The organism is Aeromonas sp. PrichA-15, assembly GCF_017939245.1.
In the GTDB taxonomy this organism is placed as follows: domain Bacteria; phylum Pseudomonadota; class Gammaproteobacteria; order Enterobacterales; family Aeromonadaceae; genus Aeromonas; species Aeromonas caviae.
On sequence record NZ_JAGKRH010000202.1, the window covers coordinates 1,928 to 24,592 of the forward strand.

Genomic DNA, 22,665 nt, shown 5'->3' on the forward strand with positions numbered 1-22,665 from the left:
GGTGTTTGCAAAAATCGTTTTTCCAGTCAATGACATCTGGTGACGGCAGTTATTGCATTGCAGCACGCGTGGCCGACTTTTCAGGCGACAGCAGGTCTTGTTGGCGCACTCAGGACAGATGAAACCGTTAGGAAAACGCCAAGCAAGCAGCGCGTTTTCGCACTGCGCTTCAGTGCCATAGTCCTTGAAAAAATCAAACAGGCTGTAGCCTTTCTGGAATTGGACTTTGCTTTTGGCCATGATCTCGCACCTCAGTAACTGTACGTAAGATCAGTATAGCTCGTGGTGACTGCTAATCATGGGTAATCAGGAATAATTTTACTGGTCGGAAATTGATAACGACCGGGAGTAATGGCGGGACAGAGCCCGCCATCTACTTGATCCTCTCTCAGGTCAGCTCGACAGCAGTACCCTGGCGGAGTTGGCCGGGATCGTGAGCTGCACCTCCCCCTGCACCACCTCGAACTTGTCGCCGTTGAAGGCGTCGGTGAAGCGGCTGGCGGGGCTGGCGGTCTGCCACAGGGGCAGGCTGATGGTGCGCGGCTCCGTGGGGTGGCGGTTGCAGGCGACCACCACCTGATCGCTTTGCAGGGTACGGGCGAACACATAGCTGTGGGGGCCGGCGTAGAGGGTCTGGATGTCTCCCCGGCGCAGGGCCGGGCGCTGGCGGCGCAGCTGGATCAGGCGGCGATAGTGGTCGTGCAGCACGTGATCCCAGTCGGTGGTATCCCAGGGGAAGCAGCGGCGGCAGTCCGGGTCGTTGCCGCCGGAGAGCCCCACCTCGTCGCCGTAGTAGATGGAGGGCACACCGATGTAGGTGATGAGCAGGGTGGCGGCGAGTCGCATCCGCTGCTTGTCTTCCCCCAGCAGGTGCAGGAAGCGGGCAGTGTCGTGGCTGTCCAGCAGGTTGAACTGGGCCAGCTGGTTCTTGAACGGAATATGGGCCCGCGCCAGCTTGAGCCAGTGATCCAGCTCGGTGGCGCTGATCTTGATGGGGTGATAGGCGATGTCCTGCCCCGCCAGGAAGGCGCGGATGGGGTGGGCGAAGCCGTAGTAGTTCATGGCGCCGTCCTCCTGATCCCCCTGCAGCCACTGGCTCGCTTCGAAGAAGTGCTCGCCCAGCACGTAGGCGTCCGGATTCTCCTGCTTCACCGCGCCGCGAATGGCGCGTACATGGCCGCGATTGCCCTCGGCAGTGCCCCGCTCCCCCAGCATGTGGATGACGTCAAAGCGCCAGCCATCGATCTGGTAGGGGGCGCGCATCCAGTAGCGCAGAATGGCGTTGTCTGCCCGATAAACGGCGTCCTGCACCTGTTCACTTGAGAAATCCAGCTTGGGCAGGCTGCGGATCCCTTTCCAGCTAACATAATCCCCTTCCTGATCGAAGGTGTAGAAGCTGCGCCAGGGGGAATCCGGGTTGCTCTGGGCGCCCAGCGGCGGGCAGAACCAGGGGTGCTCGGTGGAGGTGTGGTTGACCACCGCATCCAGGATGATCCTCATGCCGCGCTGGTGCAGGTTGCGGGTCAGCTCGGCAAACTGGGCATTGGTACCGAGGTGCGCATCCACCTTGAAGTAGTCCTGAGTGTCGTACTTGTGGTTGCTCGGCGAATCGAAGATGGGGTTGAGGTAGAGCGCCGTCACCCCCAGGGATTGCAGGTAGTGCAGCTTGGCGTCGATGCCCGCCAGATCCCCGCCGTAGAATTCACAGGCGCCGTGCCCCTCTTCGTGGCGGCTGACCGGCTCGCCCCAGGCCTTGCTGATGACCGCCTTGCCCCTGTACTCGTACTCGTGATGCTTGACGCTCAGCGACGGGTCGCCGTTGCAGAAGCGGTCGGGGAAGATCTGGTAGAACACCTGATCCTGCACCCAGGCCGGGGGCTGGTGATGGCTGTTGAAGCGGAAATGCTGCTCCCGCGGCGGCATGGCGGCGCTGACGCCCGCCCCGTGCAGCCACCACTGCTCCTCGTCGGTGAGGCACTTGAAGCAGTAGAGGTGGATCTCCTGCCCCCTGGCCAGCGGCAGTTCGACCTGCCAGACCTGAAGCCTGTCCCGGGTGGCGACCGGCGTCATGGCGACCAGATACTCCTCGTTGTCCGGCTCGTGGCGCAGCCACACCTCGCGGATGGGGGCGTCCAGCTCGCTGAACAGGGTGAGCTGCAGGGTGTCGGCACTCTCTTTGAACCAGGGTGCCGCCTGGGGGTGAAACAGGAAGGGATGGGTCATGGTATCTACTGTGTCAGAGAGGCTCAGGAATGGGGGATGGGCGCAGGCCATCTTATCCCGTCCATGGGCGTGTGTATGTGACGACCGGCCAGAATGAGACGGTGCTTCCGGCTTGGCTGGGCGGTCTGCCGTGACGCTATTGGGTCAGCAAATCGGCAAGGGCGTTGCCCTGCTCGTGCAGGTGTTCGAGCTGTTCCGCCAGAATGAGACGGGGATCCGGCTCCTGCTGATCGGCCGTTGTACATCTACTGGGTCAGCAAATCGGCCAGGGCGTTGCCCTGTTCGTGCAGCTGCTCCAGCTGATCCGCCAGGCTGGCGGGATCCAGCCCCAGCTGGTCAGCCAGGGTTCTGGGGAAACGGGCGATGATGGCCTGTGCCGGTACGCCGGCCTGCCAGGCGAAGGAGACGAAGACGGCGAGCCGGATGAGCACGGCCTCCTTGCTGACCGGATCGTGGGAGAGGGGGTCGAGCTGCTGGGCGATGGCATCCACGAAGGCGGGCGACAGGTTCCAGCGCCGCGCCAGCTCTGCGCCGAGCTGGGCATAGTCGTAACCCAGCATCTCCCGCTGGGCATCGACCCGGCTGCTGCCTTTCTCGATGGCCAGATTGATGAGCCCCGCCTCTTCCGGCAGGGTGCTCTGGATCAGCAGCTCGCCAATGTTGTGAATGAGGGCGCAGGTGAAGGCGGTCTCGGGATCCACCGAGGTGGTCTGCTGTGCCAGGGTGCGGGCAATGGTGGCGACCTGGAAGGTCTGGGTCCAGAAGTGGAGCTTGTCAAAGCCGGGGGGGGCCTTGAAGCTGCTGATGATGCCGGAGGCGACCACCACGGAGCGCAGGCGGTTGAAACCGAGGCGGATCACCGCCTGTTCGATGGAGGTGATTTCATTGCCACGGCGCAGGGCGGCGGAGTTGGCCATCCGCAGTACCTTGACGCTGATCACCTGGTCCATGGCGATCTTGGCCGCGATCTCGTCGATGCGGGCATTCTCGTCGTTGAAACTCTGCATCAGCTCGTGCAGCAGTTTCGGAATTGTGGGCAGTTGCTTGATCTTGCCAAACAGGCGATCCATCGACATGGCTGAGGCAGCCTCCATTGCTAACAATGCCTCATATTGTGCCACAGCCTGGCCAGTTGTTCCTGCTGGCGAGCGGTTTTGTGAGCCCTAGTACACCCAGTCTTGCAGCCTGTATTCCAAACGGTGCCGTTTTCCCTGGAGGATCAGGGTCTGGGTGGAACCGCTCAGTGTGGCCCCCTCCGTCAGGGTGGCGAGCACGGCCTGCTCTATCAGATCGAGTTCGGGGGGGCAGGCCATGGCGGTGCTGCCGAGGCTGGTGACCCAGAGCTTGTTCCCCTTGAGGTGACCCTGGCCGAAGTAGCGGTTGCAACCGGCGATGCCGTTGACGGTGAAGTGTTCACCGATCTCGATGTCGGGGGGATTGCTGCGGCGGCTGGCGATGGCCTGGCCATCCAGCCGATCGAGCACCCAGTGATGGTGTTGCAGGTCTTGCGAGGCAAAGCGGGGAGCACTGCTGCAGGCGCTGAGCAGAAGCAGGGCGAGCAGCAGTAGCAGGTATCTGGGCATTGAAGGGGCTCCGGTGGTGGGTATGACAAGCATACCCGTCCCCGGGCCCGGGCGGCAGGGCGAGGGGGGAGGAGCCCGACCGCTTCTGTCGCCCCGGGGGAAGAGGGGGTGTCGGCAAATGGCAACACCCGCCCCGAGCGAACCTGTCTACCGGTTGCCCATGGCTCCCCTGGCCGTCTCAGTCCGCAAACAGGCGCTCGGCATAGCGGGCGAGGCCCGAGGCCACCGAACCGAAGTCATCACCCCCCTCCAGCGGTACCTTGGGCAGTTTCTGCTGGATGAAGGCCTTGATGAGGGGGGAGCGGGCACTGCCGCCGGTGACGAAGACCCGGTCAGGCTGCACGCCTGCCGCCTGGATAGCCTCGTCCATCAGCTCGCCAATCTTCTCCAGCAAGGGGGCGGAAGCACTGGCCAGCTGGGGGCGGGTGAGTGCCGCCTCCAGCCCTTTTTCCAGCTCGTTCAGGGTCTGGTGATTGTGCTCGTGGTCGGAGAGGGCGATCTTGCCCTGCTCGGCGCGCCACACCAGTTGATGGCTCAGCTTGTGGGCCCGCAGGCTGGCAAGGCGCGGGAGCTTGCTGCCTGGCTGGCTGTCGAGCTGGAGATCCTGCAACTGGCGGGCGGTATCCAGGCTGTAGAAACGGCTCTGGGCACTGACGTCATTGATGGCGGCGGCGTCCCAGAACAGGGGATGGGGCAGTGGCTTGCCGGTCTTGAGGGTCTCGTGCATGCCGAGCAGCGGCATCATGCCCTCCACGGTCAGGCGGATGTCGAAGTCGTTGCCCCCGATGCGCTGGCCGCTGTGACCGAGCAGGTCGCCGCTGCGATCCAGCTGGTCACGGTGGCTCGGGCCCATGCGCAGTACGGAGCAGTCGGTGGTCCCGCCCCCGATGTCCACCACCAGCACAACCGCATCCTCGGTGAGGCGCGCTTCGAACTCGAAGCCGGCGGCCACCGGCTCATAGAGGAACTCCACCCGCTCGAACCCGGCGAGGCGGGCCGCCTCGCTCAGGATGGCGATGGCCTGGCGGTTGCTCTCTTCCCCCGCCAGTCCCTGGAAGTTGACCGGTCGGCCGATCACCGCCTGGCGGATGGTGCTGCCCGTCTGCTGCTCCGCCTCCCGGCGCACGTGCAACATCATGGCGCAGACGATGTCCTCGAACAGGGCGATCTGGGGAGCCTTGAGGCCATAGGCCCCGAGAAAGGATTTGGGGGACTTGATGTAGTAGCCCTCGTCCGGCTCTTCCAGATAGCGCGCCAGCGCCGCACCGCCGAAGCTCAGCTCGTCGATGAGTCCCTCTTCGCGCATCTGGCGGCGCACCGCCTGGGCCCGGGTCACCACGGGACCGCGCAGCTTGAGGTATTCGCTCTGCTGGACGGGGGCCAGCCCTTCGGCCAGGAGGCCGGCGATGGCGTCCCGGTGGGGGGCGTGCAGGGTGGAGGGAAGGTAATGGGAACCGGAGAGGGTCAGCAGCCTGGGGCTGCCCTGTTCCATCACGGCGACGGCACAGTTGGAGGTACCGTAATCAAATCCGATGAACATGCTGGCCAGACTCCTGTACAAAAAAGGGCTGGTAGCCTACCCGATGCCGCCGGGTCTCACAACCCGGCGGCGGGATCAATGGCGTGGCGACAACGCCTCAGGGATCACTCCACTTCGTTGTCAGAGCGGCCCTGGCTCTCGATGGCCTGGATGTTGCTGAGGGTGGTGTCGGCGATGGCGTGCAGCGCCTCCCGGGTCAGGAAGGCCTGGTGACCGGTGAACAGCACATTGTGACAGGCAGACAGGCGGCGGAAGACGTCGTCGGTGATCACCTCGTTGGACTTGTCCTCGAAGAAGAGGTCTTCCTCCTCCTCATAGACGTCCAGTCCCAGGGCGCCGATGCGGGAGGTCTTGAGGGCCTCGATGGCGGCGTTGGAGTCGAGCAGGCCGCCCCGGCTGGTGTTGATGATCATCACCCCGTCCTTCATCTTGGCGAAGGCCTCCTTGTTCAGCAGGTGATAATTCTCCTTGAACAGGGGGCAGTGCAGGCTGATGACATCGGACTGGCGGAACAGAGTATCGAGATCCACGTACTCGGCGCCCAGATCGATGGCCGCCTGGTTCGGATAGGGATCGCTCACCAGCAGGCGCATGCCGAACCCCTTGAGGATGCGCAAGGTGGCGATGCCGATCTTGCCGGTGCCTATGATGCCGGCGGTGCGGCCATGCATGTTGAAGCCGACCAGCCCCTCCAGGGAGAAGTTGGCGTCCCGGGTGCGCTGATACGCCTTATGGATGCGGCGGTTGAGGGTCATCATCAGGCCCACCGCATGTTCGGCAACGGCCTCGGGGGAGTAGGCAGGCACCCGCACCACCTTGAGTCCCAGCTCCTTGGCGGCGGCCAGATCCACGTTGTTGTAACCGGCGCAGCGCAGGGCGATGACCCTGGTGCCGTACTGCGCCAGCTCGGTCAGCACTTCGCGGTCGGCATCATCGTTGACGAACAGGCAGACCACGGGGAAGCCGTGGGCGAGACGGGCCGTCTTGGCCTCCAGCCGCACGTCGAAGAACTCCAGATCGAAACCGTACTGGGCGTTGGCCTGGTGGAAATGTTCCTTGTCGTAGCTCTTGGTACTGAAAACGGCGACTCTCATGGTGCGCTCTCCGTAGATAATGATGTGGTTAAATTACAACAAATAGTGACCGTCATCACGGGATAAGTGGTGCTGTTTCAACCCCAGGGCATGATGGGGACGGCACTGACCGCACTCTTGTACGAACCATCCACCAACTTGGTGCTGTAAGTCAGATAGACAAGGGCATTGCGCTTCTCGTCGTAAAAACGCACCACCTTCTGCTCCTTGAACACCAGCGAGGTGCTGACATCGAACACCTCTTCCCCCGCCTTCAGCCTGGCGGGCAGGGTGATGGGGCCGATCTGGTGGCACGAGAGGGAGGCGTGGGAGGGGTCCTCCGCCAGCCCGAGTCCGCCCTTGACGCCGCCGGTCTTGGGGCGCGCCAGATAGCAGGCGACACCGGCGATTTTCGGGTCGTCGAACGCTTCCACCAGGATCTTGTGGTTGGGGCCGAGGAGCTTGAAGGCGGTGCTCACCTCGCCGACGGGATCGGCCTTGTCGGCCAGCACCGGGCCGGCCATCAGTGCCCCCAGCAGCAGGGGCAGGGGGCGAGCAAGGGTCTGAAGATGTCTCATGGTCTCTCCTGTTGGCCTCCCTCAGAAAGGGATGCCCAAACGACGATAGAGGCTGGCCAGCACCCAGGCGGGGCCTACCAGCAGAAATTGCAGGTCGGTGAGAAAGGAGGGGCGTTTCCCCTCGATATGGTGACCGACGAACTGGGCTATCCAGAACAGCACGAACCCGATGAGGGCAGGCCACAGCAGCGGCCCCTGCCAGACGTGGCAGAAGGCCAGCTCCAGGGCGGTCAGGGCCGTCATCCCCGTAAAGATCGTCAACGACAGCCGCAGGTAGAAGACCAGCACCGGGATGGCCGCCAGCCCCGCCCAGTTGAGGGACGCTGGCAGGGGACCTGCGGGCAGGCACCAGAGCAGTGCCAGGATGCAGAGGTAGATGCCTGGCACCGCCACCTTGTGGATGGCCACATTGACGGGGTGTTGATGGCTCTGGCCGTAGTCGCGAAACCAGTCATCCAGTCGTTTCATCGCACCTCCCTGGTGCGCGTATTGAGGCCGGGCGACCTCGTGTTCCTGTGCGTCTGCGGCGGGCTGCGCCCACCGGATGGGATGACCCGCGGCTGATCACGCTCCCGGCGGCGGATATTCCCAACGCCGGAGGCCGTGTCCGTTCACGCTCGCAGCGGTGGATATTCCCAACGCCGGATACCGTGTCCATTTACTCCTGCGACGGTGGATACTCCCAATATTGGGCCGGAATGCTTTTGAGCAAGGGGGTCATGTCGGGATTGGGTAGGGCGATGGTGACTCTCTGCTCCAGATTCGCGCTGGCCAGGACCTCGCGGATCTTGGGGTTCTCCCGAAAGAACGCCATGAAGCTGCCGTCGGCATAGGCACGCTCAAGGCCGGTCTGGATCGCCTTGGCCAGCTTCGGCGACTCCGGGCTGACGAAGAAGAACTCGGCGAAGGGGTAGCGGATCAGCAGGTGCTGATCGATCACCAGGTTGGGATATTGTGCCGCCAGCTCGCTGCGTTCGGCGAAGATTTCCACCAGACCACGGGGGAAGAAGTCCAGCTTGTCGCCGTCATTCATCAGGCGAAACAGGTTGCTGTAGCGCCCGGCATAGGTGGGAATGCCTGCCAGTTCCAGGATCTTGTTGTCGGCCCAGCCCACCCCCTGTGCGGCTTTCAGTTTCTTGAGGTCTGCCAGGGTGTTGATCTGGTTGAACCGCTCCTGGGCATCGGCGTGGATGAAGGAGAGGCGCAGCCCTTCCAGACCACGAAACAGCGGGATTGGCACTGCGGTGAGGGAGGATTCCAGCGCGCTGGAGGTACCCATCCAGAACACATTGATGACCTTGCCCTTGGCAAGCGCCTGCTGGAGGCTGTACTGGTTGAGATTGAGGTCGACCCGCTCCAGCTTGTAGGGCTGCCCGGCGTGGTTGAGCGCCAGTTCCAGCAGCTTGAGCTGGTATTCGTTGTCGAGATCGTTGATCGGTCGGCTGGGGACCTTGACGGTGAGCGTCTGTGCTTGTGCCAGCAATGGCAGGCACAAGCACAGCCTGATGAGCCATTTCACGCTTTGATCTCCTGTAGGATCCGGGACTTGCCCGGAGTCTAACAGAAGTTGTCACGCTCTTGCTGTGAAAGGGGCCGGGGATCACCCGGCCGCGTCATCTTCGGGCATGGCCTGCCCTGTGCCCGGCTCGTACCGAGGCCGGGCTTGTTCGCCGCATCAGGCGACGCGACGGAACACGTGAGTGTCGTTGAATTCCTTGGTGCTCTGGCATTCAACACAGAAGCGGGACTCGGGACGGGCCTGCAGCCGCTTGAGAGAGATCTCGTCGCCACAGGATTCGCAATAGCCGAAATCCCCTTCATTGATGCGCTTCAACGCCCCTTTCAGCTTGCGCAGGTGCAACTTGTCGTGCTCGATGCGGTTCAGCTCCAGGCGACGGGCCTCCTCGACACTGGCACGGTCAATTTCATCCGCCATCTCGTTGGTATCGGTGGCGATAGCCTGGCTGGCCTGGGAGTTGAGACGTTCTTCGAGCTCAAGGATTTGTCGCTCGATCTGGCCTTTGTAGAAGGTCAGTTGGTCTTCTGTCATGAAATCACACATACGGTTTGCTACCAGTCAGTTTCCCAATGTTACCCATTGATGGGGGCTGTCTGTCGTCAGACCAAGCCCTTGTATCCCGTTTTGCACCAAATCCATGCAGGAGAGTGCAAATCAGGGCGGGCCTTGTACCAAAAAAACGCAGACATGCAAAGGAAATTGGATAAGGAGTGTGCGCCCTTGCAAAGAAATGGGCCTTCTCCGACAGGGTCTGACTGAGTATCGAACGAGATCCCGCCGCCGTTGGCATCGAGCTTGCAATGGGCTGATCGTGACACAAAGTGTTTAGTATTTGGTGCCGCGCTGGTCATTATACAGGCCGTTGTTTATAGTTTTTTAAACACCGCTGCTTGACAAAGGCCTTTATCACGGGCTTTTATGGTGTGGTCGATTACATTTTCTTAACAAGGGTGTTCCTTATATTAGACACCCTTGACAATGGCAACCGTAAAGTCGGGGTTTAACATGGACAGTATCAAGGGCTGGATGGAGAGCAATCGCATCACGGAAGTGGAGTGCCTGTTTCCGGATTTCACCGGCAATGCCCGAGGCAAGATCATTCCAGCCAACAAGTTTCTGCGCGAGGGGGGCATGCGGCTGCCCGAGGTCATCTTTACCCAGACGGTGACCGGCGAGTACCCGGATGACGACAGCATGATAGACCCGCTGGAGCGGGACATGCAGCTCTATCCCGATCCCAACACCATTCGTTTCGTACCCTGGGCGCTGGAGCCCACCGCCCAGGTGATCCACGACTGCTTTGACGTCAACGGCAAGCTCATCGACATCGCTCCCCGCTCCGTGCTGCGCCGGGTTCTGTCATTCTACGAGAAGCAGGGCTGGAAGCCGGTGGTGGCGCCGGAGCTGGAGTTCTACCTGGTGACCCGCAACGAAGATCCCGACTATCCGCTGGTGCCGCCGGTGGGCCGCAACGGCCGCCCGGAAACGGCCCGCCAGTCGTTCAGCATCGATGCGGTGAACGAATTCGACCCCATCTTCGAGGACATGTACGACTACTGCGAGGCCCAGGAGCTTGAGGTGGACACCCTGATCCACGAATCCGGCGCCGCCCAGATGGAGATCAACTTCCTGCACGGGGATGCCATCGATCTCGCCGACCAGGTGTTTCTGTTCAAGCGCACCATGCGCGAGGCCGCCCATCGCCACGGCATCTATGCCACCTTCATGGCCAAGCCCATGAGCAACGAACCGGGTTCTGCCATGCACATCCACCAGAGCCTGGAAGACATGGATGGCAACAACCTGTTTGGTACCAGCGAAGGGGGCAACTCCGATCTGTTCATGCATTTCATCGCCGGCCTGCAGAAATACACTCCGGCAGTGACCGCTCTGCTGGCGCCGAACGTCAACTCCTACCGCCGCCTCACCTTTGGCGAGAGTGCGCCGCGCAACGTGCAGTGGGGGGTGGAAAACCGCACCTGCGGCCTGCGGGTCCCCTTCTCCGAACCGAGCGCACGTCGGGTCGAGAACCGCTTCGCCGGGGCCGATGCCAATCCGTATCTGGCTCTGGCCGCCACCCTGGCCTGCGGCTACCTCGGCATGCTGGAGAAGCTCGAACCCATGCAGGAGATGAAGGCGAGTGCCTATGACCTGCCCTACAGCCTGCCCCGCTCGCTGGAGGAATCGCTGAGCCACCTGGAGCAGTGTGAACCCATCAAGGACATGCTGGGGGAGCGCTTCATCCGCGCCTTCGTGGCCGTCAAACGCAAGGAGTACGAGACATACTTCGGCGTGATCAGCCGCTGGGAACGGGAATTCCTGTTGCTGAACGTCTGATCTGTCCCCGGGGGAGGCGAGGCCTCTCCCCGTCATATCGCAAGCAAGGGGCCGAAGGCCCGCCTGGCGGGGGCGCCCGCGACCCGGAAGGCACCGAGTAAAGGTGAGGACCACTCTCGCAATGGAGAGGGGGTCACCTGCAATCAACTGGCGACGATGTTCGCCCCATGGAAAGGCATCGAGCAGGCAAGAGAGTGCCAGCCCCGTGAATGGCAGTGACCGGGCAGGCCATCCGTGCCCTCATGAATGGCGACAAGATTCGCCGAATCGAAGGAACCGAGGAGCAAGCAATGCAGCACACCACCCGTGAGTGGCAGCAACTGGAAGCCAGCCATCATCTGCATCCGTTTACCGATTTTCAGGCCCTGAACAAGAAGGGCAGTCGCATCATCACCAAGGCCGAAGGCGTCTATCTGGAAGACTCCGAAGGCAAGCGCATTCTGGACGGGATGGCGGGTCTGTGGTGCGTCAACATGGGCTACGGCCGTCAGGAGCTGGTGGATGCCGCCACTCGCCAGATGCAGCAGCTGCCCTACTACAACCTCTTCTTCCAGACCAGCCACCCCCCTGCTGCCGAGCTGGCCACCCTGCTGGCCGAGATCACGCCTTCCCACCTCAACCACGTCTTCTTCACCGGCTCGGGCTCGGAGTGCAACGACACCGTGCTGCGCATGGTGCGCCACTACTGGGCCAGCAAGGGACAACCTGACAAGCAGGTGATCATCAGCCGCCACAATGCCTATCACGGCTCCACCGTGGCGGGGGCCAGTCTGGGCGGCATGAAGGGGATGCACGCCCAGGGCGGCTTGCCCATTCCGGGCATAGTCCACATCGACCAGCCCTATCACTTCGGTGAGGGAGAGGGCATGAGCGCCCACGAGTTCGGTCTGGCCCGTGCCCGCCAGCTGGAAGAGAAGATCCTGGCACTGGGGGTGGACAAGGTGGCCGCCTTCATCGGCGAGCCTATCCAGGGTGCGGGGGGGGTCATCATTCCACCCGAGAGCTACTGGCCCGAGATCCAGCGCATCTGCGACCAGTACGGCATCCTGCTCATCGCCGACGAGGTGATCTGCGGCTTTGGCCGCACCGGCCACTGGTTTGCCAGTGAAGGTTTTGGCATCAAACCCGATCTCATGTGCTTGGCCAAGGGCATTACCTCCGGCTATCTGCCGATGGGCGCCGTGATGGTGGGGGACAGGGTCGCCAGGGTGCTGGTGGAAGAGGGGGGCGAGTTCAACCATGGCTTCACCTATTCCGGCCATCCGGTCGCCTGCGCCGTGGCCATTGCCAACATCCAGCTTATGCAAAGGGAGAGCATAGTTAAGCGAGTTCATGATAGTATCGGCCCCTATTTGCAGCGCCGCTGGGCTGAGCTGGCGGACCATCCGCTGGTGGGGGAAACCCGTGGAAAAGGCCTGGTCGCCGCGCTGGAAATAGTGCAGGACAAGCAGACGAAACGTCGCTTCCCGGCCGAGCTCCATGCCGGGATGACCTGTCGGGAGTTCTGTTTTAACAATGGCTTGGTGATGAGGGCTGTCGGCGATACCATGATCATATCGCCCCCCTTGGTGATCACCGAGGAACAGGTGGATGAATTGGTCAAACTGGCCAGGCTCAGTCTGGACCTGACGGCTGCAAAGCTGCGGGAATAGGCGGGAACCGGGCAGGTTGGCTTACGCATACAATTTGCTTAGGAGACAAGGACTATGTCTTTTAAAAAGGGAATGATGGCTGCTTCCGTGGCGCTGGTCATGATGAGTACCGGGGCGATGGCCGACGAGAAGGTGCTGCACGTCTACAACTGGAGCGACTATATCGCGCCGGATACGCTGGAAAACTTCCAGAAGGAGACGGGCATCAAGGTGGTCTACGACGTGTTCGACAGCAACGAAGTGCTGGAAGCCAAGTTGCTGGCAGGCAAGTCGGGCTATGACATCGTCGTACCGTCCAACCCCTTCCTGGCCAAGCAGATCAAGGCAGGTGTCTTCCAGAAGCTGGACAAGTCCAAACTCTCCAACTGGCAGAACCTGGACGTCGACCTGCTCAAGGCGCTCGAACCGAGCGATCCGGGCAACCAGTACTCCATCCCTTACCTGTGGGGCACCATCGGCTATGCCTACAACGCCGAGAAGGTGAAGGCCGTGCTGGGGGCCGATGCCCCGGTGGACTCCTGGGATCTGGTGTTCAAGCCGGAGAACATGGCCAAGCTGAAGGAGTGCGGTGTCTCCTTCCTCGACTCGCCGACCGAAATGCTGCCGGCCGCCCTGCAATACCTGGGCTTCAAGCCGGACAGCCAGAAGCCGGATGAGCTGAAGAAGGCAGAGGAGCTGTTCCTCTCCATCCGTCCCTATACCGCTTACTTCCACTCCTCCAAGTACATTTCGGATCTGGCCAACGGCAACCTGTGCGTGGCGGTCGGTTACTCCGGTGACCTGCAGCAGTCCAAGGCGCGTGCCGCCGAGGCCAAGAACGGTGTCAGCCTGACTTACACCATTCCGAAAGAGGGGGCAGGCAGCTTCTTCGACATGATCGCCATCCCGGCGGATGCCAAGAACGTCGAGGCGGCCCACACCTTCATCAATTACCTGATGAAGCCGGACGTGATCGCGAACATCACCAACGTGGTGCAGTTCCCGAACGGCAACAAGGCGGCCACGCCGCTGGTGGACGAGGCGATCCGTACCGACCCGGGTATCTACCCGACGCCGGATACCCTCAAGAAGATCTACACCTTCCCGGATCTGCCGGCCAAGGTGCAGCGTCTGATGACCCGCAGCTGGACCAAGATCAAGTCAGGCAAGTAAGAGTGACGAGTACCCCTCCCGGTCCGCAGTTCGGCCGGGAGGGTGGTGACCACCCGACAGGTTGGACGGCGCGTATGGATGCGCGACTGGCAAAATCACACAAATGAGGACTGATAAGTGCACATGACCAAGATGGCAACGCTGGCCCTGACCCTGGGGTTTGCAAATCTGACCCAGGCAGCCCCTGTGGTTCATTTTTACAACTGGTCCGATTATATCGGCGAGACCACCCTCAGTGACTTTCAGCAGAAGACCGGGATCAAGACCGTCTACGACGTGTTTGACTCCAACGAGACGCTGGAAGGCAAGCTGCTGACCGGACGCACCGGCTACGATCTGGTCGTGCCCTCCAACAATTTCCTGGCCAAGCAGATCAAGGCGGGGGCCTTCCAGAAGCTGGACCTCACCCTGCTGCCAAACCTGAGCAACCTGGACCCCTTGCTGCTCAAGCAGCTCGAGAAGGTGGATCCGGGCCATCAGTACGCCGTGCCCTACCTCTGGGGTACCAACGGCATCGGCTACAACGTCGACAAGATCAAGGAAGTGCTGGGTGTCGACAAGATTGACTCCTGGGCGACCATCTTCGAGCCGGAAAACATGAAGAAGCTCTCCCAGTGCGGCGTGGCCTTCCTCGATTCGGCGGACGAGATGATCCCGGCTGCCCTCAACTACCTTGGGCTCAACCCCAACAGCCATGAGCCGGCGGACATCAAGCGGGCCGAAGAACAGCTGCTCAAGGTGCGCCCCTATGTGGCCTACTTCCACTCCTCCAAGTACATCGGTGACCTCGCCAACGGCAACATCTGCGTGGCGGCGGGTTTCTCCGGCGACATCCTGCAGGCGGCGTCCCGGGCCGAGGAGGCGGGCAAGGGGATCAAGATTGCCTACAGCATCCCCAAGGAGGGTGGCAATCTCTGGTTCGACATGATGGCGATCCCGGCCGATGCCACCAACGTGAAAGAGGCTCACGCCCTGATCAACTACATTCTCGAACCGCAGGTCATCGCCAAGGTGAGCGACTATGTGGGTTACGCGAACCCGAACATCAAGGCGGGAGAGTTCATGGACAAGGCCGTGCGCGAGGACGAGTCAGTCTATCCCCCCCAGGCGGTGCTTGAGCGTCTGTATGTGCAGGAAGCACATCCCCGCTCGGTGCAGCGCCTGATCACCCGGAGTTGGACCAAGATCAAATCCGGAACCTAACCTTGGCGCCCATCCCGGGGCGCCAGATTGTATTGATGGATCGGCCCAGGCCGGAATCACCTTTGGGAGTTTGGTAATGGCGATAGCCTCCAGTGCCTACAAGAAAGCCCTCGAGGGCAGCCAGCAGCGTAAAGAAGTGCTGGTCAAAATAGACAGGGTAAGCAAGCAGTTCGACGAAACGCTGGCGGTCGACAACGTGTCTCTCAACATCCACAAGGGCGAGATCTTCGCCCTGCTGGGTGGGTCCGGCTCCGGCAAGTCCACCTTGTTGCGGATGCTGGCCGGGTTCGAGCGACCCACGGAAGGACGGCTGTTCCTCGACGGCGTCGACATTACCGACATGCCGCCCTATGAACGCCCCATCAACATGATGTTCCAGTCCTACGCCCTGTTCCCCCACATGACGGTGGCCCAGAACATCGCCTTCGGCCTCAAGCAGGATGGCCTGCCCAAGGCGGAGATCGATGCCCGGGTGGAAGAGATGCTCAAGCTGGTGCAGATGACCCAGTACGCCCGCCGCAAGCCGCACCAGCTCTCCGGTGGTCAGCGTCAGCGGGTGGCCCTGGCCCGTTCCCTGGCCAAGCGTCCGAAACTGCTGCTGCTGGACGAGCCCATGGGGGCGCTCGACAAGAAGCTGCGCTCCACCATGCAGCTCGAACTGGTCGAGATCATCGAGCGGGTCGGCGTGACCTGCGTCATGGTGACCCACGATCAGGAAGAAGCCATGACCATGGCCGAGCGGATCGCCATCATGCACCTGGGTTGTATCGAGCAGATCGGCAGCCCGATGGACATCTACGAAACCCCGGCCAGCCGGCTGGTGTGCGAGTTCATCGGCAACGTCAACCTGTTTGACGGCCTGCTGGTGGAGGATGAGCAGGACCACGCCATCATCGCCTGTGCGGATCTGGAGCAGCCCATCTATGTGGGTCACGGCATCAGCTCCCGGGCGGAGAACAAGAAGGTCACCTATGCCCTGCGTCCGGAAAAACTGCTGATGAGCCTGCAAAAGCCGGAAGAGATCGAGCATCCGGACTTCAACTGGACCAAGGGCGAGGTTTATGACATCGCCTATCTGGGCGGCCATTCCGTGTATCACATCCAGTTGCCCTCGGGCAAAATCGTTCAGGCTTTCATCGCCAATGCCGAACGCCACGGCAAACGGCCGACCTGGGATGACCAGGTGTTCCTCTACTGGGAAGATGACAGCGGCGTGGTGCTGCAATCATGAAGGCATTGAGACGACTCAAACAGGTGGGAGGGCGGCAGCTGGTCATCGGCATCCCCTTCTTCTGGCTGTTCCTCTTTTTCCTGCTGCCCTTCATCATCGTCGTGAAGATCAGCTTCGCCGAAGCGGACGTGGCCATCCCGCCCTACACGGACGTGGTGAGCTGGGCAGACAATCAGCTCACCATACTGCTCAACCTGGGCAACTACCTGCTGCTGCAGGAGGATGAGCTCTACATCGCGGCTTATCTGGGGTCCCTCAAGATAGCCCTGGTCAGCACCCTGCTCTGCCTGCTGATCGGCTATCCCATGGCTTACGCCATTTCGCGGGCCAACAAGGAGACCCAGACCGTTCTGCTGCTGCTCATCATGATGCCGACCTGGACGGCGATCCTGATCCGGGTATACGCCTGGATGGGGATCCTCAGCAACAACGGCCTGCTCAACAGCGTCCTGCTGGGCATCGGGGTGATCGACGAACCGCTGCAGATCCTCAATACCAACCTGGCGGTCTATATCGGCATCGTTTACTCCTACCTGCCGTTCATGGTGCTGCCGCTCTACGCCAACCTGGTCAAGCACGACCAGAGCCTGCTGGAGGCGGCCTCCGACCTGGGTGCCCGCAACCTGACCCGGTTCTGGCAGATCACGGTGCCACTCTCCAAGAACGGCATCATCGCCGGTTGCATGCTGGTCTTCATCCCGGTGGTGGGCGAGTTCGTCATCCCCGAGATGCTGGGTGGTCCGGAGACCCTGATGATCGGGAAGGTGTTGTGGCAGGAGTTCTTCAACAACCGTGACTGGCCGGTGGCCTCCGCCCTGGCGGTGGTGATGCTGGCGGTGCTGATCATTCCCATCATCCTGTTCAACCGCAACCAGGCCAAAGAGCTGGAGGGCAAGGCATGAGACGTTTCGGTTTTGCCAAGCTGATGCTGTGGCTGGGTCTGCTGTTCATCTACCTGCCCATGATCATCATGGTCATCTACTCCTTCAACGCCTCCAAGCTGGTGACGGTGTGGGGAGGCTGGTCGCTCAAGTGGTACTTCGGCCTGCTCGACAACAAACAGTTGATCGGATCCGTGTTCCGCTCCCTGGAGATCGCCTTCTACACCGCCATCGCGGCGGTGGCGCTGGGGACGGTGGCGGCCTTCGTGCTGACCCGGATCCCTCACTTCCGTGGCCGGACCCTGTTCGGCGGCATGGTGACGGCGCCGCTGGTGATGCCCGAGGTGATCACCGGTCTCTCCCTGCTGCTGCTGTTCGTGGCCATGGCCCAGCTGGTGGGTTGGCCCGCGGAGCGGGGCATGCTGACCATCTGGATAGCGCATACCACCTTCTGTACCGCCTATGTGGCGATCGTGGTGTCGGCGCGGCTGCGGGAGCTGGATCTCTCCATTGAGGAGGCGGCCATGGACCTGGGAGCCAAGCCCTGGAAGGTGTTCTTCCTGATCACCATCCCGATGATAGCCCCGTCGCTGGCGGCGGGTGGCATGATGTCGTTTGCCCTGTCGCTGGATGATCTGGTGCTGGCGAGCTTCGTCTCCGGCCCGGGTTCGACCACCTTGCCGATGGAAGTGTTCTCGGCGGTGCGTCTCGGCGTGAAGCCCGAGATCAACGCCATCGCGAGTCTGATCCTGCTGTCGGTATCCCTGTTCACCTTCGGTAGCTGGTATCTGATGGCCCGGGCGGAGAAACGCCGTCGCGCCGAGATCGCCATGACTACCCAGATGCAGGCAGTTGCCTGACCTGCCCCGTGATAAGATCCGCATTCCCCCATCCGTCAGGAGAATGGAATGCGGATCTCCCTCTTCATCGGCCAGAGCGCCGAACTGAACCCAGAGCAGGCCCCCGGCCTCATCAGTGCCATCCACAAGCAGCCTGCCGACGCCCCTCTGTGGTGTGATTTCCTCGGCCTTCGCGGGGATGAGCAGAGCGACAGACGCCATCATGGCGGCCCGGATCGGGCCCTGCACCATTACCCGGCGGAGCACTACACCTGGTGGAAGACTTGGCAAACCGCGCTGGGGCTGCCTGTACCACGCACACCCTGGCAGCCTGCTGCCTTTGGCGAGAATCTCTCTGGTTCGGGGCTGACCGAGGCGCAGGCCTGCATCGGCGATGTCTATCGACTTGGAGAGGCGCTGATCCAGATAAGTCAGCCCAGATCCCCCTGTTTCAAGCTCAACCAGCGCTTTGGCTATAGCCAGCTCTCCCAGGTGATGCAGCTGAGTGGCCGCTGTGGCTGGCTGCTGCGGGTGCTGGAAGAGGGAAGGGTGGATCCGCAGGGGGAGCTGACACTGGTGGACAGACCCTACCCTGAGCTGACGGTGAAGCGCACCGCCGACATCCTGTTCAACCAGGCCCGCAACGAGGAAGAGCTGCAACTGCTGCTGGAGAACCCGGCGCTCTCTCCCAACTGGCGCCAGCATGCGGCTCATTGGCTGGAACATGGAGTGGTGGCGGATTGGAGCCGGCGTTTGCTGGGGCCGACCGAGTTCAGGTTGTCTCGACAGGGCTGAAGGCAGGCGGAAAGATGCCTTGTGGCGATTTTTGCTGCTACTCGCTGAATTATTGAGCGTAAAGCCATTTTTTTAGAGTGAATGCAAAAAAAGGCTTGTGTCGGGTCGGGGCTTTCGGTAAATTCTCGCCCCGCAGACATCGGTGTGTAGCGCAGCTTGGTAGCGCACTTCGTTCGGGACGAAGGGGTCGGAGGTTCGAATCCTCTCACACCGACCACATTTGAAAAGGCCGCTCAATGAGCGGCCTTTTCGCATTTGGTCTGTTGAAGCAAAGCTGACATTTCCATTGTCGATTGCTGTTCCTGTTCCTGTTCCTGTTCCTGTTCCTGCTCCGATCCCCCTCATTTGCCCAACTAAAAGGGCCACCGCTCGGTGGCCCCACTGGTGGAGTCTGATCCTGACTCCGGCACTCTAGATTGTGACAATCTCGTTATGGGTCTTGTCGATGGTGCCCTCCTTGCGCCCCAGGCGCTCATTCAGATATGCCAGTGTTGATGCCGCAATGCCTTGAAACCGTGTTGGGTTTGCAGGGCCGCATGCTTGGGGTACTCACTAATGAAATGTGCTATTCCCTCCATCAGTTGTGAACGCAGCGAAGACACGGGCTCATGCCAGGCTTGCAGGCAGAGATGACCAGGGATCAGCTGCTCTCGATACGCTTCCAGCAGTGATTCCGGCCAGGGCTCGATATGGGAATCGTGACGCAGTAAATAGTGGGCGGCGGGTTCACGGGCATAGATGAACTGAACTTGGGCCAGGTCGCGTTGGCTTAGCGTTTGGCTGCCGATATGGCAAGTCAGATATTTCCCCGTCTTCAGATTCAGGAAGTGACCGCGTTGCCGACAGGCAATGATGCGATACCAGGGCAGGGGTGAACAGAGAGAATACCCCTCCAGCTCCTGTTCCAACCAGTGACGGCACTCTGGGGTCTGCACTTCTTCGCGCATGGCCTCAAGTCGTGTCAGCAAGGCTCTGGATGGTTGGGTAGCCAGTATCGCGCTCATCGTCTGCAATCCTCCCTCTGCACAGAATCCCGACTTTCAGTATGGACCCTGAGCGGAAGAGGGGGTGAGAATTCTAATGATTAAAATCAGCTTAGAAGCGCACTTTTTATGCAATAAAAACCATTAGCCGACGAGGTAGGTCCCCGTGCCGAAGGCGATGTGAGTGCCCTCTTCGTTGTGCAGCTCCATGCGGGCGACTGCGACCTTGCTGCCTGCCCGGATGATGTGGGCGGTGGCGATGAACTCGTTGCCGCGACCGGGACGAAGATAGTCCACCCGCAGATCGATGGTGCCAAGTCGCGAGAAGCGCTCCTTGAGATAGCTGGGGGAGAAGTCCTCCAACTCGTCGATGCAGGAGGCGGCGACTATCATGCCGCCCGCCACATCGAGCAGGCTGGCGGTGACGCCGCCGTGCAGTATGTTGTGGAAAGGGTTGCCGATGAGCTTCTGTTCCATCTTGATGCGCAGCTCCACCTTGTCGAAGTCGTAGTGGGTGACTTGCATGCCGATCAGCTTGTTGAAGGGCATTTTTTCGGCGAACAGGTTGGCTATGCCACTGAGCGCCATCTTCTTGAGCATCTGTTTCATTCCTTGAGTCCGCCCTGTCATCAAAGCCGAGTAAAAACTCCAGCCAGTCTGCAACACTTCCTTAACACTCGCAATGGCAGGTTTATTGTGGGCGGCGGCTGCTTTAGAATGGCGACCCCAAAGGAGAGCCCATGACCGTCATTGCCGAAACCCTGCCTGACCCTCAGCCAGAGAATCCCCTTGCCCTGTTGCAGGCGGTGTTTGGCTATCAGCAGTTTCGGCCGGGCCAGCTCGAGATCATCGAGCAGATAGTGGCGGGGCGCGATGCCCTGGTGCTCAAACCCACCGGCGGCGGCAAGTCGCTCTGCTACCAGATCCCGGCGCTGCTGCGACCTGGGCTCGGGGTGGTGGTCTCCCCCCTCATCTCGCTGATGAAGGATCAGGTCGACACCCTGCGTGCCAACGGCGTGGCGGCGGTCTACATCAACTCGGCCCTGAGCCGGGAGGAGATGATCCAGAACTTTGCCGCCATGCGCCGAGGCGAGATCAAGCTGGTTTATGTTTCCCCCGAGCGTTTGCTGCAGCACGAGTTCATGGACCGGTTGGCGGAGCTGCCCCTCGGCCTGTTCGCCATCGACGAGGCGCACTGCGTCTCCCAGTGGGGGCACGATTTTCGGCCGGAATACGCGGCGCTGGGACGGCTCAAGCAGTGGTTCCCCCAGGTGCCCGTGGTGGCGCTCACCGCCACCGCCGACGAGGCGACCCGCAGCGACATGCTGCACCGGCTGGAACTGAACGATCCCTTCATCCACACAGCCAGCTTCGATCGGCCCAATATCCGCTACAGCCTGGTGGAAAAGTTTAAGGCGGCCGAGCAGCTGCTGCGCTACGTGCAGAGCCAGAAGGGCAACTGCGGTATCGTCTACTGCTCCAGCCGCAACCGGGTGGAGGAGGTGGCCGAGCGGCTCTCCCGCCACGGCTGCAAGGCGGCACCCTATCATGCCGGTCTGCCGTTGGAGCTGCGTCAGCAGACCCAGGAAGCCTTCCTCAAGGATGACATCGAGATCGTGGTGGCGACGGTGGCGTTCGGCATGGGCATCGACAAGCCCAACGTGCGCTTCGTGGTGCACTACGACATCCCGAAGAACATCGAATCCTACTATCAGGAAACCGGCCGCGCTGGGCGTGACGGCACTCCGGCCGAGGCGCTGCTGCTCTACGATCCCGCCGACATCGGTCGGGTGCGCCGGCTGCTCGACAACATCGAAAACCCCCAGCAGTTGCAGGTGGAGCAGTACAAGCTCAACGTGATGGCGGCCTTCGCCGAGGCGCAGACCTGCCGCCGTCAGGTGCTGCTCAACTACTTCGGCGAGTACAACGACAAGCCGTGCGGCAACTGCGACATCTGCCTCGATCCACCCCAGAGTTATGACGGCACCGAAGATGCCCAGAAGGCGCTCTCCTGTGTCTGGCGGGTGGGACAGAATTTCGGGGTGGGTTATGTGGTGGAGGTGCTGCGCGGATCGCTGAACCAGCGCATCAAGGATCACGGTCACGACAAGCTCTCGACCTACGGCATCGGCAAGGATCAGAGCCACGAATACTGGATGAGCGTCATCCGCCAGCTGATCCATAAGGGGCTGCTGACCCAAAACATCACCCGCAATCTGGTGTTGCAGCTGACCGAAGCGGCTCGACCCGTGCTGCGTGGCGAGATGAAGCTGGAACTGGCAGTCCCCCGCCTGCAGCCCATCTCCAGCCGCAAGGAGAAGCGCAACGGCCTGCTCGACAACGCCAACTACGACAAGCGGCTGTTCAAGGAGCTGCGCGCCCTGCGCAAGCAGATCGCCGAGGATGAAGAGGTGCCGCCCTACGTGGTGTTCAACGATGCGACTCTGGTGGAGATGGCGCAGCTCATGCCGATGACCGAGGAGGAAATGCTAGCGGTCAACGGTGTCGGTCACCGCAAGCTGGAGCGCTTCGGTGAGGCATTTATGGACCTGATCATCGACTACTGCCGCCGGTAGGGTCGGCCCTGGTAGACCTTGTCATCGACCGCAGCAGGCCCAGGCCGGTAGGCTGGCACAACAAACATTGGAAAGGCGCCCGTTGGTCGGCGCCATGCATTATTTGAGGCTGGCGTAATAGGCCGCCAGATTCTCCATGTCCGCCTCGGTCAGCATCGCCATGAAGGGAACCATCAGTGGCTCGGTACGGGAACCCTCCTTGAACGCCTTCATCTGCTTGAGCAGATAGGCCTGGTTCTGGCCCGCGAGGTGGGGGTAGGTCGGGACGCTCGCCTTGCCATCCGCGCCATGACAGGCGGCACAGACCACGGATTTGGCCTTGCCTGCGTCTATGTCGGCCGCCTTGGCCTGATGGCCCCAGGCAAGCGCCAGCAGGGGCAGGGTATAGACCCACTTTTGCATCGTCTTCTCCTTGAAATGAATAATCGTGATCGCCTGTTAGCCTCGACGAGCCGACGGCGGTATAAAGAGTGACACGAGCATACGCAGGGACAACCCTC

Annotated in this window: 22 protein-coding genes and 1 tRNA gene; 10 read left to right on the forward strand and 13 right to left on the reverse strand. The window is 61.3% G+C overall.

The annotated features are described in order from the left end of the window. The 10 genes from J9889_RS24270 to J9889_RS19225 form a co-directional block, all read right to left on the reverse strand. Nucleotides 1–240: transposase (locus J9889_RS24270; RefSeq protein ID WP_246878139.1), on the reverse strand; the 240-nt coding region annotated here is incomplete at its 3' end. 153 nt (nt 241–393) lie between these two features. Continuing rightward, the gene (malZ, locus tag J9889_RS19185) at nt 394–2,223 is read right to left on the reverse strand and encodes a maltodextrin glucosidase (protein WP_029314873.1); all 1,830 of its coding nucleotides are present in this window, start codon (nt 2,221–2,223) and stop codon (nt 394–396) included. A 245-nt stretch (nt 2,224–2,468) separates the two neighbouring features. Then, nucleotides 2,469–3,317 carry an HDOD domain-containing protein gene (locus J9889_RS19190; RefSeq protein ID WP_039039670.1) on the reverse strand — a complete coding sequence of 283 codons (849 nt, stop codon included), beginning with the start codon at nt 3,315–3,317 and terminating at the stop codon, nt 2,469–2,471. Between the two features lie 69 nt (nt 3,318–3,386). After that, nucleotides 3,387–3,806: an META domain-containing protein gene (locus J9889_RS19195; RefSeq protein WP_010676067.1), complete on the reverse strand. Its 420-nt coding sequence runs from the start codon at nt 3,804–3,806 to the stop codon at nt 3,387–3,389. 178 nt (nt 3,807–3,984) lie between these two features. Beyond that, complete coding sequence (gene yegD, locus J9889_RS19200; RefSeq protein WP_010676066.1) at nt 3,985–5,346, reverse strand: molecular chaperone; 1,362 nt, start codon at nt 5,344–5,346, stop codon at nt 3,985–3,987. Between the two features lie 104 nt (nt 5,347–5,450). Further along, nucleotides 5,451–6,440, reverse strand: coding sequence for a 2-hydroxyacid dehydrogenase (locus J9889_RS19205; RefSeq protein WP_042878605.1), 990 nt, complete (start codon nt 6,438–6,440; stop codon nt 5,451–5,453). 77 nt (nt 6,441–6,517) lie between these two features. Further along, complete coding sequence (locus J9889_RS19210; RefSeq protein ID WP_039039667.1) at nt 6,518–6,997, reverse strand: CreA family protein; 480 nt, start codon at nt 6,995–6,997, stop codon at nt 6,518–6,520. Between the two features lie 21 nt (nt 6,998–7,018). Beyond that, the gene (locus tag J9889_RS19215; protein WP_210557754.1) at nt 7,019–7,465 is read right to left on the reverse strand and encodes an Mpo1-like protein; all 447 of its coding nucleotides are present in this window, start codon (nt 7,463–7,465) and stop codon (nt 7,019–7,021) included. Nucleotides 7,466–7,655: 190 nt separating this feature from the next. Next, nucleotides 7,656–8,516, reverse strand: coding sequence for a hypothetical protein (locus J9889_RS19220; RefSeq protein ID WP_210557756.1), 861 nt, complete (start codon nt 8,514–8,516; stop codon nt 7,656–7,658). A gap of 156 nt (nt 8,517–8,672) precedes the next feature. Then, the gene (locus tag J9889_RS19225) at nt 8,673–9,059 is read right to left on the reverse strand and encodes a TraR/DksA C4-type zinc finger protein (protein ID WP_010676061.1); all 387 of its coding nucleotides are present in this window, start codon (nt 9,057–9,059) and stop codon (nt 8,673–8,675) included. A 462-nt stretch (nt 9,060–9,521) separates the two neighbouring features. On the opposite strand from J9889_RS19225, the gene J9889_RS19230 reads away from it, so the two are divergent. The 9 genes from J9889_RS19230 (at nt 9,522) to J9889_RS19270 (ending at nt 18,823) form a co-directional block, all read left to right on the forward strand. Beyond that, on the forward strand, nt 9,522–10,853 hold the full coding sequence (locus J9889_RS19230) for a glutamine synthetase family protein (protein WP_010676060.1): 1,332 nt from the start codon (nt 9,522–9,524) through the stop codon (nt 10,851–10,853). Nucleotides 10,854–11,143: 290 nt separating this feature from the next. Continuing rightward, nucleotides 11,144–12,505 carry an aspartate aminotransferase family protein gene (locus J9889_RS19235; RefSeq protein WP_010676059.1) on the forward strand — a complete coding sequence of 454 codons (1,362 nt, stop codon included), beginning with the start codon at nt 11,144–11,146 and terminating at the stop codon, nt 12,503–12,505. A gap of 54 nt (nt 12,506–12,559) precedes the next feature. Next, nucleotides 12,560–13,657: a polyamine ABC transporter substrate-binding protein gene (locus J9889_RS19240; protein WP_039039663.1), complete on the forward strand. Its 1,098-nt coding sequence runs from the start codon at nt 12,560–12,562 to the stop codon at nt 13,655–13,657. Between the two features lie 117 nt (nt 13,658–13,774). After that, entirely contained in the window at nt 13,775–14,860 is a 1,086-nt protein-coding gene (locus J9889_RS19245) for a polyamine ABC transporter substrate-binding protein (RefSeq protein ID WP_050498258.1), read from the forward strand. A 76-nt stretch (nt 14,861–14,936) separates the two neighbouring features. Beyond that, a complete protein-coding gene (potA, locus tag J9889_RS19250) occupies nt 14,937–16,091 on the forward strand; it encodes a polyamine ABC transporter ATP-binding protein (RefSeq protein ID WP_010676056.1) in 1,155 nt (384 codons plus the stop codon). Continuing rightward, nucleotides 16,088–16,993, forward strand: coding sequence for an ABC transporter permease subunit (locus tag J9889_RS19255; protein ID WP_010676055.1), 906 nt, complete (start codon nt 16,088–16,090; stop codon nt 16,991–16,993). The genes potA and J9889_RS19255 overlap by 4 nt, the downstream gene beginning before the upstream one ends. Beyond that, nucleotides 16,990–17,832: an ABC transporter permease subunit gene (locus tag J9889_RS19260; RefSeq protein ID WP_010676054.1), complete on the forward strand. Its 843-nt coding sequence runs from the start codon at nt 16,990–16,992 to the stop codon at nt 17,830–17,832. The genes J9889_RS19255 and J9889_RS19260 overlap by 4 nt, the downstream gene beginning before the upstream one ends. Nucleotides 17,833–17,880: 48 nt before the next feature. Beyond that, the gene (locus tag J9889_RS19265) at nt 17,881–18,606 is read left to right on the forward strand and encodes an MOSC domain-containing protein (protein WP_210557758.1); all 726 of its coding nucleotides are present in this window, start codon (nt 17,881–17,883) and stop codon (nt 18,604–18,606) included. A gap of 140 nt (nt 18,607–18,746) precedes the next feature. Then, nucleotides 18,747–18,823 (forward strand) — tRNA-Pro (locus tag J9889_RS19270). A gap of 259 nt (nt 18,824–19,082) precedes the next feature. Here J9889_RS19270 and J9889_RS19275 read toward each other — a convergent pair. Together J9889_RS19275 and J9889_RS19280 are read right to left on the reverse strand one after the other, a co-directional pair. Then, a complete protein-coding gene (locus tag J9889_RS19275) occupies nt 19,083–19,610 on the reverse strand; it encodes a hypothetical protein (protein WP_010676052.1) in 528 nt (175 codons plus the stop codon). A gap of 123 nt (nt 19,611–19,733) precedes the next feature. Continuing rightward, a complete protein-coding gene (locus J9889_RS19280) occupies nt 19,734–20,198 on the reverse strand; it encodes a thioesterase family protein (RefSeq protein WP_039039661.1) in 465 nt (154 codons plus the stop codon). A 131-nt stretch (nt 20,199–20,329) separates the two neighbouring features. On the opposite strand from J9889_RS19280, the gene recQ reads away from it, so the two are divergent. Beyond that, on the forward strand, nt 20,330–22,165 hold the full coding sequence (gene recQ / locus J9889_RS19285; protein ID WP_039039660.1) for an ATP-dependent DNA helicase RecQ: 1,836 nt from the start codon (nt 20,330–20,332) through the stop codon (nt 22,163–22,165). 99 nt (nt 22,166–22,264) lie between these two features. Here the strand turns inward: recQ and J9889_RS19290 are convergent, their stop codons facing one another. Further along, a complete protein-coding gene (locus J9889_RS19290; protein ID WP_128272669.1) occupies nt 22,265–22,567 on the reverse strand; it encodes a cytochrome c in 303 nt (100 codons plus the stop codon). Between the last annotated feature and the right edge of the window lie 98 nt (nt 22,568–22,665).